Source organism: Phycicoccus jejuensis, from assembly GCF_000720925.1.
Taxonomy (GTDB): domain Bacteria; phylum Actinomycetota; class Actinomycetes; order Actinomycetales; family Dermatophilaceae; genus Phycicoccus; species Phycicoccus jejuensis.
The window spans coordinates 207,590-221,256 of record NZ_JOEE01000001.1; the positions used below are offsets into that span (position 1 = coordinate 207,590).

A 13,667-nucleotide genomic window follows, 5' to 3' on the forward strand; every position below is an offset into this window, starting at 1 on the left:
TGGCTCTGCGGAGGCGCTCAGGGCCAGAGGACGCCGGCGTTGCGGTGCCAGAGCTCGCTCGAGGCGTCGCGGCCCTCCTGCGGGTCGGGGAGCTCGGAGGCCTGGGTCGTCGTCATCGACCCGGGGTCCACCCTTGGGACGCCGACGTGCACCCGGCGCGCGAGGTCCTCGTCGTCCGTGCTGCGTTCCGCACCCATCGTGTCCTCCGTGGTCGGCTCCCTCCATGCTGACAGGTCGAAGGCGTCGCGAGAAGGCCCACGGCCCGGCGGGGTCGAGGGCGGAGGTGGTCGCCGGGGCTGCCACGAGCGCACTCGACTCCGGGGAGTGGAGGGCAGCGGCCGACGAGGCGCGGGTGCGTTCAGAGGGGGCGGTGCATCACGTGGAGGCCGACGCGCCCGTGCTGGCGCGAGTCGAACGCCTCGGGCACGGTGCCGACGACGACGAACCCGAGGTCCTGCCAGAGCGCCACGGCAGCGGCGTTGGTCTCGACGACCGCGTTGAACTGCATCGCGGCGTACCCCCGGTCGCGCGCCCACGCGAGCACCCACTCGCCGAGCGCCCGCCCGACCCCGCGCCCCCGGGCAGCCGGCGCCACCATGAACGACGCGGTGGCGACGTGCGCGCCCCGGCCGGGGCGGTTGGGGCCGGTCTTCGCCGAGCCGAGCAGCTCGCCGGTCGTGGCGTCGACGGCCACGACACAGACCGACGGCGCGCCCTCGTCCCACAGCGCGCGCACCTCGTCGTCCGCGAGGCCGGACGGGTAGGCGTAGCTCTCTCCGTCGTCGACGATGCCGTGGAAGACGGGCAGGAAGGACGCCCAGTCGGCGTCCTCGACGGGCCGGATGATCATCCGGTCAGGTTACGGCTCAGGCGTGCTCGGGCCGCATGTGCATCCAGGGCCGCGTGAGCGAGAACGACCGCCCGGTCAGCTCGTCGACGGTGATGGCGACGACGTTGAGCTTGACCGTGTCGACCCACGGACGCAGCGGCAGCTCCTCGGTCTCGTCGGCCTCGTGTCCCTCGAGGGTGCGGGCGCGGCCGCGGACGACGACGCTGCGCGCCTCGTGCTCGTCGACCTCGTCGACCTCGAACGCGACGTCGGCGTTCATCGTCAGGCCGAGCAGCTTGCTGCCCTCGGCGGTCCGGACGACGATGCGGTCCTGCGCGTCCACGGCGTAGTTGATCGGGGTGATGTGGACCTCGTCGGCGAGGTGGAACGCGAGCCGGCCGAACTCGTGGGTGCGCAGCAGGGTCCAGGCGTCCTCGGTGCTGAGGCGGGCGACGGGCGACTCGGTCATGGGGGCCTCCTCGGGGGCGGGTGGCGACCTGCTACTACGTACTGTAGTGGATCCCGTCCGCGATCCGCCGCCGGTGTGACGCATCCGGGGTTACGCTCCGGACGTGGAGAACCCCGGCACCGAGGACGTCGTCGTCGTGGGGGCGGGCCCGGGCGGGCTCGCCGTCGCCGCTGCCCTGCGGGCGCGGGGCGTCGACCCGCTCGTCGTCGACCGGGCCGCGCAGGTCGGCGATTCCTGGCGCAACCACTACGACCGCCTCCACCTGCACACGCCGCGCGGCTGGTCGCACCTGCCCGGCTACCAGATCCCGCGCCGGTTCGGCCGCTGGGTCGCGCGCGAGGACGTCGTCCGCTACCTCGAGGAGTACGCCGCCCACCACCGGCTGCGGCTGCGCCTCGGGACGGCGGTCACGCGCATCGACCGGCCGGAGGAGCCGGGGCCGGATGCCGCCCGCCCTGCGCGCTGGCGCGTCGACCTCGCCGACGGCACCTCCCTGAGCGCCCGTGACGTGGTCGTGGCCACCGGGTACAACCACACCCCGGTCGAGCCCTCCTGGCCCGGGCTCGACGGCTACCCCGGCGAGGTGGTTCTGGCCCGCGACTACCGCAACGGCCGCCGCTGGGCCGGTCGCGAGGTGCTCGTCGTCGGCACCGGCAACACCGGCACCGAGATCGCCACCGACCTCGCCGAGCACGGGGCGCTGCGCGTCCTGCTGTCGGTACGGACGCCGCCGCACATCCTGTCCCGCACCCGGTTCGGCGTGCCGGCGCAGGCCACGGGCATCGCCGTCCGGCGCCTGCCGCCCAAGGTCGTCGACCGCGTGGCGGGCGTCCTCGCCGCCGTCCAGGAGCCCGACCTCACCGAGCACGGGCTGCCCCGCGCCGGCAAGGACCTCTACAGCCGGGTGCTCGAGGGGCGCATCCCCGTCCAGGACGTCGGCGTCGTCGGGGCCATCCGGGCCGGCCGCGTCGAGCCCGTCGCCGCGGTCGAGTCCTTCGACGGGCCCGAGGTCGTCCTCGCCGACGGCACGCGCGTCACGCCGGACGCGGTCCTCGTCGCCACCGGGTACCGCGCCGGTCTCGAGCCGCTCGTCGGCCACCTGGGGGTGCTCGGCGAGCGCGGGCTGCCCGCCACGCACGGGCACGTGCGGTCCGAGGTGGCGCCGGGGCTGTGGTTCACCGGCTTCACCAACCCGATCTCCGGGATGCTGCGCGAGCTGCGCATCGACGCCGAGCGCATCGCGCGCGCCGTCACGCGCGAGCGCGGCTGACGCGTCAGGACAGGCGCTCGACCTCGAGCGTGAAGCGGTGCGCCCGCAGCCGCTCGACGAGCGGGGTGCCCAAGCCCGTCGCGGGGGTGAGGACCCCCGAGGCGTCGGGCAGCCCGGCGTCGTCCTCGGCGAGGGCGAGCGCGGACTGGCCGAGCATGACGGCCGTGCCGGAGTAGCCCGGGTCGTAGGGCGCCGCGACGACGGAGCGGTAGCGCGCACCGTTCGTGGCCTCGGCGGTCACCTCCATCCGGAAGCGGCCGCCCGCCATCGCCTCCTCGCTCGGGCCCTCGCCGGGCGCGGGCAGCACGCGGTCGAGGACGGCGCGGGTCGGCGCGAAGGCCATCCCGCCGACGGCGCCGAGCAGGCCGGCCGAGACGACGGACGCCGTCACCGCGCCGCGCGGGCCGGCGCCGTAGTCGGAGTACTCGGTGTAGCGGAAGCCGTCGCCGTACCCGAGCAGCGAGGCCGAGCGGGCGACGACGCGGGTGTTGAACGCGGCCATGACGAACGGGCCGGTGAAGTGGCCGTTGTCGGGGTCGCGGCGCACCGGGGAGGCCTTGGTGGCGCGGTCGACGACGCCGGCGACGCCGCCACGGGCGGGCAGGCGCGGCCCGCGCGGGGGTCGGCCGCCCTCGGCGAGCGCCCAGGGGTCGGCCGCGATGCGGCGGGTCTCGGGGTCGGCCCGCATCTCGAGGGCCTGGGTGCGGGCGGAGTCGATGGTCCCGCCGCTGAAGCCGCCCTTCATGCTGCGGACGGCCAGCCGGGTGCGGCCGAGCTCGGCGCCGTCGGCGCGGGCGGCGTCGGCGCAGAGCATGACGCCGAGGTCGCTCGGGATCGAGTCGAACCCGCAGGCGTGGACGACGCGGGCGCCGGAGAGCATCGCGGCCTCGTGGTTGCGGGCGACGCTGCGGTGCACGAACAGCACCTCGCCGGTGAGGTCGCAGTAGTGGGTGCCGGCCTCGGCGCAGGCGGCGGCGAGCGGCATCCCGAACTTCGCGTACGGGCCGACGGTCGTCACGACGACGCGGGTGCGCGCGGCGAGGTCGGCGACCGCGGCCTCGTCGAGGGCGTCGAGGACGACGAGCGGCCAGTCGGCGGCGGCCCCCGGCAGGTCGCGCCGCACGGCCTCGAGGCGCTCGCGGGAGCGTCCGGCGAGGGCGATGCGCACCGGGGCCGGTGCGTGCTCCGCGAGGTGGCGGGCGGTGAGCCGGCCGACGAAGCCCGTCGCGCCGAAGAGGACGATGTCGAGCTCGCGCGCCGCAGTCATGGCGCCACCGTACGGGGGAGCGGGTCCCCACGGTGGGGCAGCATGGGGTGATGAGGGCGACGACGCGGGTGCTGGGTGTGGTGCAGGCCGGCGGCGCCGGGTCGCGGATGGACGTCCTGACGCGCGAGCGGGCCAAGCCCGCGCTGCCGTTCGGCGGCTCGCACCGGCTCGTCGACTTCGCGCTGTCCACGCTGGCCGGCAGCGGCATCACCGACGTCTGGCTGTCGGTGCAGTACCGCGCCGGGAGCCTGCACGGTCACGTCGCCGGCGGTCGGCCCTGGGACCTCGACCGCACCCGCGGCGGGCTGCGCTGGCTCGTGCCCGAGGAGGGCGGAGGGTCGCCGGGGCAGGAGGGCTTCGCCGCGGGCAACGCCGACGACCTGCACCAGTACGCCGACGCGATCGAGTCCTTCGGGGCCGACGCGGTGGTCGTCATGAGCGCCGACCAGGTGCTCTCGCTCGACCTGCGCCCCGTCGTGGAGCGCCACCTCGAGCGCGGCGCCGACTGCACGGTCCTCACGACCGAGGTGACACGGACCCGGGCGCGCGAGAAGACGCTCGTGCACACCGGCCGTGGAGGTCGCGTCCGCCGGGTCGAGGAGAAGCCGGACGACCCCGCGTCGACGACGATCGCCGCCGAGGTGTTCGTCTACCGGCCGGGGGCGCTCGTCGAGGCCGTCGGGACGCTGCGCCGCGAGGACGTCGAGGACGGGCTGGGGGACTTCTCCGAGCGGCTGCTGCCTCTCCTCGTCGCGTCCGGCACGGTGCTCGCCGAGCCCCTGCCCGGGTACTGGGCCGACTGCGGCACCCCGGCCGCGTACCTCGCCGCCCATCGTGACCTGCTGGCCGGCCGGGTCGACGCGTTCGACGAGCCGGCGGTCCCGCTGCTCACCCGATGGCCCGAGCGGGCGCCCGCGCGAGTGGATGCCGGTGCGCTGGTGGAGGACTCGCTCCTCGCGCCGGGGTGCCGGGTGCGGGGCACGGTGCGGCGCAGCGTGCTCGGGCCTGGGGTCGTCGTCGAGGCCGGCGCGGTCGTCGAGGACGCCGTGCTGCTGGAGGACGTCGTCGTGCGCCGGGACGCCCGCGTCGCGACGGCGGTGCTCGACGAGCGGGTCGTCGTCGGGCGGGGCGCCCAGGTCGGTGCGCGACCCCGCGGGACGCGGCTCGTGGACGACCACGTGACCCTGCTCGGACGCGAGGTCGTCGTCGCCGGTGGGGCCGCGCTGCCGCCCGGCTCGCGGCTCGAGCCCGGCGCGACGGCCTGACTCCCGCTCGCCGTCATCCGCGTGCGGTCCGGGCGTGCAAGAGTCGACACATTCGTCGGTTTCTGCACGTGAGGGGCGGGGCGGGTCAGACGGCTCCGGGGTGGGTGGTGGCCAGCGCGTCCGCGTAGCGCCCGCGCGCCTCGGCGCCGCGCTCGGGTGCGACGGGGTCGGCCGTGGCCTCGACGGGGACGTCCCAGGCCGGGGCCTCGGCCCCGCCGGCCACCGCCCAGGCCGCCTGCCGCGCCGCACCGACCGCGACGTACTCGCCGGGGGCCGGGACGGCGACGGGGGCGCCGAACAGGTCGGGCGCGATGCGCTGCACCGCAGCCGACTTCGCCGCCCCGCCGATGAGCAGCACGCGCTCGACAGGGCAGCCGGCGTCGCGCACGGCGTCGACGGCGTCGGCGAGCCCGAGGAGCATCCCCTCGACGACGGCGCGGGCGAGGTTCTCGGGGGTGGCGTTCGTGCGGGTCAGGCCGTGGAGCGAGCCGGTCGCCTCGGGCAGGTTGGGCGTGCGCTCGCCGTCGAGGAACGGCAGGAGCGTCAGCCCGCCGGCGCCCGGCTCCGCCGCGAGGGCGAGGGCGTCGAGGCCGGCGAGGTCGACGCCGAGCATCGACGCGCCCGAGGTGAGGACGCGCGCCGCGTTGAGCGTGCAGACGAGGGGGAGGAAGGCGTCCTCGGCGTCGGCGAAGGACTGGACGAACCCGCGCGCGTCGGCCGTCGGGCGGTCGTGCCGGGCGAAGGCGGTGCCGCTCGTCCCCAGCGAGACGACGACGTCGCCGCGGCGCAGCCCCAGCCCGAGCGCGGCACCCATGTTGTCGCCGGTGCCCGGGGCCACGACCATCCCGTCACGGGTGCGCCCCACGACCTCGGCCGGGCCGGCGACGCGCGGCACCGCGAGGTCGCGGCCGGCGGCGAGCCGGAGCAGGTCGGGCCGGTACTCGCGGGTGGCGGCGGAGAAGTACCCGGTGCCCGAGGCGTCCCCTGCGTCGGTCGTCCACTCCTCGAACCCGCCTGCCGCCGAGAGGATCCGGCCGGTCAGCCAGTCGTGGGGGAGGACGACGCGCGCGGCCCGGGCCATCGCGTCCGGCTCGTGGTCGCGGACCCAGCGCAGCTTGGCGGCGGTGATCGCAGCGAGCGGGACGACCCCGACCGCCTCCGCCCACGCGGCGGCGCCGCCGAGCTCGTCGACGAGGTCGCGGGCGGTGCCGGCCGAGCGGGTGTCGTTCCAGAGCAGGGCCGGCCGCACGACCTCGTCGGCGTCGTCGAGGAGGACCATCCCGTGCTGCTGGCCGCCCACCGCGAGTGCCGACACACCGTCGAGGAGACCGCCGGACGTCGCCTCCTCCCACGCCTGCCACCAGCGGGCGGGGTCGACCTCGGTCGCGTCCGGGTGCGTCCCGCGCCCGATCCGGACGACCTCGCCGGTCTCCGCGTCGCACACGGCGACCTTGCAGGACTGGGTCGAGGTGTCGACCCCGGCGACGAGGGGGCGCTGGGTCATTCGGTCGGACCTTCCACGAGGCGGTTTCTCGGGCGTGCTCACGTGAACGATAATGCGCTCACGTGAGAGCCGAGAGGAGGCACCCCGTGGTCGAGACCGTGCTCGGCGAGCCCGCCGCCGCGGCCCGCCCGCCCGAGCCGCTGCGCGCGTCCGAGGCCGTCCTCGCCGCCGAGGTCGCCCGCCGCCACTACCTCGCCGGCGAGAGCAAGGTCGAGATCGCCGGGGCGATGGGCATCAGCCGCTTCAAGGTGGCCCGGCTGCTCGACGCCGCGCGCGCCACCGGCATCGTCCGCATCGAGATCGTCGAGCCGGGCGGGGTCGACGGCGACCTCTCGGCCCGGCTGCGGCAGGCCTACGGGCTGCGCCGCTGCGTCGTCGTCGACCGGGGTGACGACGCCCCCCGGCTGCGGGACCACGTCGGTGCCGCCGGGGCCGACCTCCTCGTCGACCTCGTCGGACCCGACGACGTCCTCGGCCTGCCGTGGGCGCGCACCGTCAGCGCGATGCTCGAGGCGCGCCCGGCGCTGCCGTGCGTCCCCGTCGTCCAGCTGAGCGGCTCGATGGTCATCCCGGGCGAGACGAGCCCCGTCGACATGGTGCGCGTCGCGGCCGGCCTGACCGGCGGCGAGGCCCACGTCTTCTACGCGCCGCTCATCCTCGACGACGCCGACAGTGCCGCCGCGATGCGCCGACAGGCCGCCGTGGCCGCCGCGATGGCCGAGGTCGACCGCGTCTCGGTCGCCGTCGTGAGCATCGGCGCCTGGCGCCCCGGCCACTCGACCATCCACGACGCCGTCGACCCGGGCGTGCGCGACGCCGTCGCGGCCACCGGCGCGGTCGGCGAGGCGCTCGGGGTCTTCGTCGACGCCGAGGGGCGCGCCGTGCACCCCGAGCTCGTCGACCGGATGGTGACGATCGACGCCGAGCGGCTGCGGGCCGTCCCGGAGGTCGTCGCGCTCGCGACCGGTGCCGCCAAGGCCGCTGCCGTCCGGGCCTTCCTCCTCGGGGGATGGGTCGGGTCGCTCGTCACCGACCGCTCGCTCGCGACCGTGCTCGTGCGGGCCGCCGGCGCCTGACCCCGGTGGGCCGGGCGCCGGCGGCGTCCGTCATCCGACGTGCGTCGTCGCCGGCGGTCAGCGCGCCGCGACGGCCGCGCGGTGCTCGGCCGCCTGGCGGGCGGAGGCGCGACGGTCCGCGGCGTCCACGCTCGCGCGGTCGTCGACGTCGACCCCCGCGCGCCGGGCGGCGACGAGCGCCTCCGGGCTGTGCAGGTCGGGCAGGACGAACCGCTCGGGCCGGATGGTGCGGTCGACCGACGCGTAGCGGCGCTGGTCGGCGGCGAGCCGGTCGGCCGAGGCGGCTGCCGCGGCGCGCACCGTGCTCGTCGCCCGGACCGTCGCGCCGGTCAGGAGGGGGCTGACGGTCGGGGTGTAGCCGCTCGCGTGGCCGGCCTTGTTCGGGTGGTAGCTGTTCTCGATGGGGTTCGACAGCCCGTTGAGCCACTCGGGGCTGTCGCACACCGCGTGCCCGACGAACCGGCTCGTCGGGTTCGCGAACGAGAAGCCGGCCGCCGCGGCGCGCCGGGCCGTGACCGTGTTGATCCGGTCGGCCATCGCGTTGAGGCGGCTCTCCTCGTCGGGCGAGAACCACGTGAGGGCGTTGCAGTCCTCGCCGTCGAAGATCCGCGGGTAGCCGACGACGGTGACCTTCGCGTTCGGCGCCTTGGACCTGATGCCCGAGTAGAGGGTCGCGAGCCGGCCCGGGAGGGTGCCGTCGACGAACGCCTGCGCGCCGTCGATCGCGCCGTTGCAGTCGCTCATCCATCCGGGCTGGGCGCACTCGGTGAGGACGTCCGCGAAGCCGGCGTCGTTGCCCCCGATCGAGATCGAGACGTAGCGGGTCGTCGACGACAGCGCCGGCAGCTGGGTGCTCGTGACGTCGGCGACCGTGGCGCCGGAGCACGCGCGGAACGTGAGGGCGTAGCCCCGGGCCGAGGCGATGAGCGAGGGGTAGGCGGAGACCGAGCGCAGGCACGAGGTGCCGTCGGCGATGTAGTCGCGCGTCCCGGTGCCGGAGGAGTAGCTGTCGCCGAGCGCGACGTAGGCCTCGCCGGCCGCGTGCGCCGGCGCGGTGGCGCCGAGGGCGGCGAGGGTGGTCAGGGCGGACACGGCTGCGGTGGTGGCCACGGCACGACGTCGGGACATGGGTCTTCCTCCTGGGTGTGGACGGTGCGGATGCGGTGGTGCGGGGTGGTGCTGGTCGGTGGGGGTTGCTCGGGCGGCGGTGGACCCGGTGACCGGGGCCGGTCCGGGCCGGACGCGCCGCGTAGCATCGCGGGAATGGCCCTCACCGACCTGTCCCGCTGCTCGGCCGCCGCCCGCGACCGCGGCGAGCCGCTCGCCGGGTCCGCGCCCGTCGCCAGCCGGTGGCTGCTCGTCGAGCACCCCGGCCCCTGGGCGAAGCAGCCGCTCGAGACCGCGCCGTTCGCGGGGCGCGTCGGCGAGGAGGTCGAGGCGCTCTGTGCGTCCTTCGGCGGCCGCTCCCTGCTCGTGCGCCGCCCCGGGCGGCGTCCGGCGGACGTCGACCAGTGGCACTGGTGGGCCGTCGACACGGTGCGCGGCACGTGGGTCCGCGGCACGTGGCGCACGGCGGACGACGTCCTCGCCGCGGCCCGCTCGCTCGGGACCGAGCTGAGCGCCAGCGACACCGACGCCGACCCGATGGTCCTCGTCTGCACCCAGGGCACCCGCGACGCATGCTGCGCGGTGCGCGGCCGGCCGATCGTCGCGAGCCTCGCCCGCGAGTGGCCCGACGAGGTCTGGGAGTGCACGCACCTCGGCGGGCACCGCTTCGCCGGCACGCTCCTCGCCCTGCCGGAGGGCGCCTGCTACGGCTACCTCGACCCCCGCAGCGCGGCCGCCGTCGTCCGCGGTCACCTCGACGGTCGTGTCGACGGCGCGCACCTGCGGGGTGTCACGCGGTGGGAGCCGGCGGTCCAGGCGGCGCTCGCGCGCGTCGTCACCGACCACGGGCCCGCGGGTCTCGGGGACGCAGTGCCCGGCAGGGTCGACGCCGAGGGGGACGTGACACGCGTCGAGGTCGAGGGCTCGGGGCCGGTGCCCGAGCGCGTCGTCGTCGAGGTCCGGACCGAGACCGTCACGGACGCCGCGCTCAGCTGCGGCGCCGGCCCGAAACCGGCTGTCGTGCACCGCACCGAGGTCATCGGCGCCTGACGACGCCGCCGGCGCGGCCCGCCCCACCAGGGGACGGGCCGCGCTGCGGGGCGGGTGGTGGTTCAGGAGGTCGCCACCGTCACGCCGTAGTACGACGCCGCGTCGACGACGGGCTGGTAGAAGCTGTAGCTCCCGGCCCCGTAGCCGGCGTTGAAGCCGCAGTCGACCCCCGTCGGCCCGCCGGACGTCATGCCCTGCGCGTAGTTGTTCGTGCCGATGTACGCGCCGCCGGAGTCGCCTCCCTCGGTGCAGACCGAGGCGCGCGCGAGGCCGGTGACCGTCGTCCCGCCGGAGTAGTTGACCGTCACGTTGTAGGCCTGCACCTGGCCGCAGGTCCATCCGGTCGTGTTGCCGGCCTTGCAGATGTCGGTGCCGACGGCGTTCTTGCTCACGCCGTACACCGGGACGTAGCCGGACAGCGCGCCGCGGGTGTCGACGTACGCACGGCCGGTGTCCTCGGCGTCGATGTCCATGAGGCCCATGTCGACGCTCGGGGCGCCCGAGCGGAAGCGGCTGTTCGTGCCCTTGCCGATGTGGGTGCCGTTGGCGTCGTAGATGTCCGGGAGGCCCTCGACGCAGTGGCCGGCGGTGAGCAGCACGTTGTTGCCGGAGGACGTCGTGCCGGGGAAGCCCAGCGAGCAGTTGGTGCCGGGGACGAGGTCCATGATCCGGCCGGGCACGACGTCGGCCTGCGTGCTCAGCGGGGCGCCGGTCTCGACGACGACACCGTCGACGGCGGCCAGCCGCTCGCGGAGGGCGGCCGGGGCGTCGGCCTCGACGGTCGCGACGACGCGCTGGTTCGCGAGGTCCGGCGTCAGCGAGACGAGGCCGGCGTGGCCCTTCGCCGCGCGCTGGGCCGTGCGCGACAGGGCGTCGAGCTCGCGCTGGCCCTTGCCCTGGCGAGCGGTCAGACCGCGGGCCTCGACGGCCTGCTGGTCGCGGGTGGAGTCGACGACGACGACCATCGTGTCGCCGCGGTAGTAGGCGCCGTCCGTCGCGACGTCGAGGGAGTCGAGGCGGCGCTGCTGCGTGGCCTGGCGGTCGAGCTTGCGCTCGGCCTGGGTCACGCTGATGCCGTCGCGCTGCGCGACGAACCCGGCGACGACGTCATCGGGGAAGGGCAGGGGGGCGGCGCTCGGGGCGGCCCAGGCGGCGGTGGAGGCGGCGGCCAGGGCGGCGCTCGTGGCGAGCCCGACGGCGAGGACGCGGTGCTTCATCAGGGGTGCTCCTTCGGGGTGGTCGCCGTGTCGTCGGACGTGGCGGCTCGGCCACCGGGATGTCCGGGGCCGGTGTCCACCCCCTCAGGAGCACACGCGGATCGCAAACCGGGGCAGCCCGATTGACCGAAAGTTGACGCGATCCTTCCGCGTGGCGGTGGAACCCCTGACCACCCGCTGGTGTGCCGCGGAGGTTCGGCTGACCTTCGGCCCGCAAGGTGGTGGCGCCGGACGTGCGCTCGACGCGCCGGGGGTCAGGGCGTCGGCGAGGCGCTGGGGGAGGTGGTGGGCGAGGCGCTCGGGGACGTGGTGGCCGAGGTGGTCGCCGACGGGGCGGGACCGGCTCCGGCGACGGGCGTGGCGGGCACCGTCACGACCTGCGGCACACCGGCCGGCTCGCAGGTGCGGGCCGGGTCCGCGGGGCGGGTGTCGACCCGGTCGCCGTTGACGAGCGAGACGTTGTCGTACGCGGGTCGGCCCTCGATGACGTCCCGGTAACGGTAGCGCGTCAGCGACGAGAGCCGGCAGTCGGTGCCGAAGGTCAGGACGTCGAACGCCGACGGCTGGCCGACGAGCTCCTCGCCGCCCTCGGCCCCGATGAAGTGGGTGAGCGGGCCGCCGCCGGTGAACGTGCCGGCCTGGATCCGGTTGCCCTCCAGGTCGGTCGAGTGCATGTGGCCGTTGAGGAGCACGCCCGCGTCGAGGCCGGCGACCGCCCACGGCTCGTGGCTGACGACGACGTCGGGGGTGGTGCGGCCGGTGAACGCCGTCCGGAACGCGTCGCGGGCGGGCAGCTGCTTGGCGCGCGAACCGGTGCCGGAGTCGCCGAACCACCGCGGGTCGTTGAACCCGGCGATCGTCACGCCGCCGACCGTGACCTCCTGGTAGTCGTCCCCCGGCGGCTGGAGCAGGATCACGTTGGGGATGCGCTGCATCCGCCGCAGGAGCGCGGTGTCGGTCGCGCTCGTGGCGTCGTGGTTGCCGCGCACGAAGACGTACGGCACCCCGAGCGAGCCGATGCCCCTGAACATCCCGGCGGCCTCGCCCTCGGCGACGGTGCCGAAGTTGACGAGGTCGCCGCTGTCGACCACGACGTCGATGCTCTCCGTCTCGATGACCGAGCGCATCAGGGAGTACTGGTTGCCGCCGTGGAGGTCGCTGACGAAGAGGATGCGCAGGGCCGGGGCCGACTCCAGGGAGCCCGCGGCGTACTTCTGCTGGAGGGCGGTCGAGAGCGCGAGGAGGTTGCGGACGTACGGCGTCGCCTGGGTGGCGCGGGACTCGACGTCGTCGAAGAGGCCCTGGTTCTGCTGGAAGGTGCCGAGCACCTCGGTCGCGCGCCAGGCGGTCTGCCGGCTGGGCTGGTAGGTCGTGTACATCGACGCGCCGGTGCCGAGGGTGGCGACCGTCCAGGCGACCGCAGCGGCGACGACGAGCGGGCGCGGCGGGCGCCGGCGCCGGATCACCGACCACCCGCCGACGAGGACGAGGACGAGGAGGAGGGCGCCGGCGGCGAAGCGCACGACGACCTCGAGCGCGACGTCGCGGATGGCGGTGTTGAGCTCCTCCGGGCCGGGGCGCAGGGTGGCGAGGCTGACGTTCGGGCGGGCCAGGACCTCCGTGATGGACGCGCGGACCTGCGGCACGGCGCGCACGCCCGGCGCGAGGCCGGAGAAGGAGAACTCGACGTCGCCGAAGGTCGTCTCGGCGACGAGCCGGCCGACGGCGGCCGGGCTCGCGTCGAGGCTGACGGTCGCGCGATAGCTGCGGGTCTCGGCGGTGGCCGGGAGGAGGGCGGTGGTCGCGAGCCCGGCGGTCGTGCACGCGCCGACGAGCACGACGGTGCCCAGGCCCTGCCGGACGCGGCGGGAGCCGACCCGGTGCCCGGCACTCCACCAGACCCCGACGGCGGTGACGAGCGGCCAGAGGGCGGTGAGCGTGGCGACGAGGCGCTCGTGGAATCCGAAGAAGGTCGCGTCGAGGCCGACGCCCAGGGAGGCGACGGCGGCGAGGAGCACCGCGGAGGCCGGCCACGCGACGCGGCGCCGCAGGACCTCGGGGCCGTCGCGGCGGGCGGCGAGCGCGGGCCAGAGCGCGAGCAGGACGAAGGACGCCGTGGCCACGGCGGTGTGCGCGGCGGAGGACTCGGTGCGCGAGGGGAGCGGGAGGGCGGCGACGCCGAGGGTGGCCAGGCCGCCGAGGGCGAGGGCGGCGCGGCCGGCGGGGCGGGCGGCGCCGAGGCACCACGCGGTGAGGCAGTGGCCGAGGCCGGTGACGACGAGGGCGGTGGTCATCACCCAGCGGTGGGGGGTCTCGAGCGAGGCGAGGGCGCTGATCGACTCCCGGAGCGGGTCGAAGCCCGGCCCGACGAGCCCGGCGGCCCACGTCCAGCCGCCGACGAGCGCGGTAAGCGTCAGGGCCCCGCTGACGACGGCGGTCCTGAGGTGTCCGGCGGGGCGGGCCATGCGTGGCAGCCTAGGACGGCCGCCTGCACGGGCCCCGCGCCCGGGGGTGGGGTCGGGCCGAGCGGCCGACGGCGCGGCCTCGTCCGTCCGGCCGGGCGGATGGTGTGCTCTCCCCACCTCCTGTCACCGCGGAAGGAATCCCTTGCGC

The 13,667-nt window shown here is 76.1% G+C and carries 12 protein-coding genes; 4 read left to right on the plus strand and 8 right to left on the minus strand.

Annotated features, from left to right (window positions below; all coding sequences use genetic code 11):
* Window positions 1-17: 17 nt before the first annotated feature.
* From IG69_RS0100960 to IG69_RS0100970, 3 genes are all read right to left on the minus strand, one after another.
* Window positions 18-197 (minus strand): hypothetical protein, encoded by a 180-nt coding sequence (locus tag IG69_RS0100960; RefSeq protein WP_030526316.1) that lies wholly within the window; start codon window positions 195-197, stop codon window positions 18-20.
* 161 nt (window positions 198-358) lie between these two features.
* Window positions 359-850 (minus strand): GNAT family N-acetyltransferase, encoded by a 492-nt coding sequence (locus IG69_RS0100965; RefSeq protein ID WP_030526317.1) that lies wholly within the window; start codon window positions 848-850, stop codon window positions 359-361.
* A gap of 16 nt (window positions 851-866) precedes the next feature.
* Complete coding sequence (locus IG69_RS0100970; protein WP_030526318.1) at window positions 867-1,298, minus strand: pyridoxamine 5'-phosphate oxidase family protein; 432 nt, start codon at window positions 1,296-1,298, stop codon at window positions 867-869.
* A gap of 103 nt (window positions 1,299-1,401) precedes the next feature.
* Between IG69_RS0100970 and IG69_RS0100975 the strand changes: the two genes are divergently transcribed.
* Window positions 1,402-2,568: a flavin-containing monooxygenase gene (locus IG69_RS0100975; protein ID WP_030526319.1), complete on the plus strand. Its 1,167-nt coding sequence runs from the start codon at window positions 1,402-1,404 to the stop codon at window positions 2,566-2,568.
* Between the two features lie 4 nt (window positions 2,569-2,572).
* Here the strand turns inward: IG69_RS0100975 and IG69_RS0100980 are convergent, their stop codons facing one another.
* A complete protein-coding gene (locus IG69_RS0100980) occupies window positions 2,573-3,835 on the minus strand; it encodes a saccharopine dehydrogenase family protein (protein WP_030526320.1) in 1,263 nt (420 codons plus the stop codon).
* Window positions 3,836-3,885: 50 nt separating this feature from the next.
* On the opposite strand from IG69_RS0100980, the gene IG69_RS0100985 reads away from it, so the two are divergent.
* A complete protein-coding gene (locus tag IG69_RS0100985) occupies window positions 3,886-5,100 on the plus strand; it encodes a glucose-1-phosphate adenylyltransferase family protein (protein ID WP_030526321.1) in 1,215 nt (404 codons plus the stop codon).
* 85 nt (window positions 5,101-5,185) lie between these two features.
* On the opposite strand, the gene xylB is transcribed toward IG69_RS0100985, so the two are convergent.
* Window positions 5,186-6,604: a xylulokinase gene (gene xylB, locus IG69_RS0100990; RefSeq protein ID WP_030526322.1), complete on the minus strand. Its 1,419-nt coding sequence runs from the start codon at window positions 6,602-6,604 to the stop codon at window positions 5,186-5,188.
* Between the two features lie 86 nt (window positions 6,605-6,690).
* Between xylB and IG69_RS0100995 the strand changes: the two genes are divergently transcribed.
* Window positions 6,691-7,680, plus strand: coding sequence for a sugar-binding transcriptional regulator (locus IG69_RS0100995; RefSeq protein WP_084696510.1), 990 nt, complete (start codon window positions 6,691-6,693; stop codon window positions 7,678-7,680).
* Between the two features lie 57 nt (window positions 7,681-7,737).
* On the opposite strand, the gene IG69_RS0101000 is transcribed toward IG69_RS0100995, so the two are convergent.
* The gene (locus tag IG69_RS0101000) at window positions 7,738-8,808 is read right to left on the minus strand and encodes an SGNH/GDSL hydrolase family protein (RefSeq protein ID WP_036828621.1); all 1,071 of its coding nucleotides are present in this window, start codon (window positions 8,806-8,808) and stop codon (window positions 7,738-7,740) included.
* 135 nt (window positions 8,809-8,943) lie between these two features.
* Between IG69_RS0101000 and IG69_RS0101005 the strand changes: the two genes are divergently transcribed.
* Window positions 8,944-9,837 carry a ferredoxin family protein gene (locus tag IG69_RS0101005; protein WP_051749977.1) on the plus strand — a complete coding sequence of 298 codons (894 nt, stop codon included), beginning with the start codon at window positions 8,944-8,946 and terminating at the stop codon, window positions 9,835-9,837.
* Between the two features lie 62 nt (window positions 9,838-9,899).
* On the opposite strand, the gene IG69_RS0101010 is transcribed toward IG69_RS0101005, so the two are convergent.
* Window positions 9,900-11,054 (minus strand): S1 family peptidase, encoded by a 1,155-nt coding sequence (locus IG69_RS0101010; protein WP_030526326.1) that lies wholly within the window; start codon window positions 11,052-11,054, stop codon window positions 9,900-9,902.
* Window positions 11,055-11,308: 254 nt separating this feature from the next.
* Complete coding sequence (locus IG69_RS20715) at window positions 11,309-13,519, minus strand: DUF998 domain-containing protein (RefSeq protein WP_051749978.1); 2,211 nt, start codon at window positions 13,517-13,519, stop codon at window positions 11,309-11,311.
* Window positions 13,520-13,667 lie beyond the last annotated feature (148 nt).

What these genes read in the sequence shown, in the direction of transcription:
- IG69_RS0100960 (WP_030526316.1), bottom strand. Translation starts at nt 197, where the DNA reads ATGGGTGCGGAACGCAGCACGGACGACGAGGACCTCGCGCGCCGGGTG.
- IG69_RS0100965 (WP_030526317.1), bottom strand. Translation starts at nt 850, where the DNA reads ATGATCATCCGGCCCGTCGAGGACGCCGACTGGGCGTCCTTCCTGCCC.
- IG69_RS0100970 (WP_030526318.1), bottom strand. Translation starts at nt 1,298, where the DNA reads ATGACCGAGTCGCCCGTCGCCCGCCTCAGCACCGAGGACGCCTGGACC.
- IG69_RS0100980 (WP_030526320.1), bottom strand. Translation starts at nt 3,835, where the DNA reads ATGACTGCGGCGCGCGAGCTCGACATCGTCCTCTTCGGCGCGACGGGC.
- IG69_RS0100985 (WP_030526321.1), top strand. Translation starts at nt 3,886, where the DNA reads ATGAGGGCGACGACGCGGGTGCTGGGTGTGGTGCAGGCCGGCGGCGCC.
- xylB (WP_030526322.1), bottom strand. Translation starts at nt 6,604, where the DNA reads ATGACCCAGCGCCCCCTCGTCGCCGGGGTCGACACCTCGACCCAGTCC.
- IG69_RS0101000 (WP_036828621.1), bottom strand. Translation starts at nt 8,808, where the DNA reads ATGTCCCGACGTCGTGCCGTGGCCACCACCGCAGCCGTGTCCGCCCTG.
- IG69_RS0101005 (WP_051749977.1), top strand. Translation starts at nt 8,944, where the DNA reads ATGGCCCTCACCGACCTGTCCCGCTGCTCGGCCGCCGCCCGCGACCGC.
- IG69_RS0101010 (WP_030526326.1), bottom strand. Translation starts at nt 11,054, where the DNA reads ATGAAGCACCGCGTCCTCGCCGTCGGGCTCGCCACGAGCGCCGCCCTG.
- IG69_RS20715 (WP_051749978.1), bottom strand. Translation starts at nt 13,519, where the DNA reads ATGGCCCGCCCCGCCGGACACCTCAGGACCGCCGTCGTCAGCGGGGCC.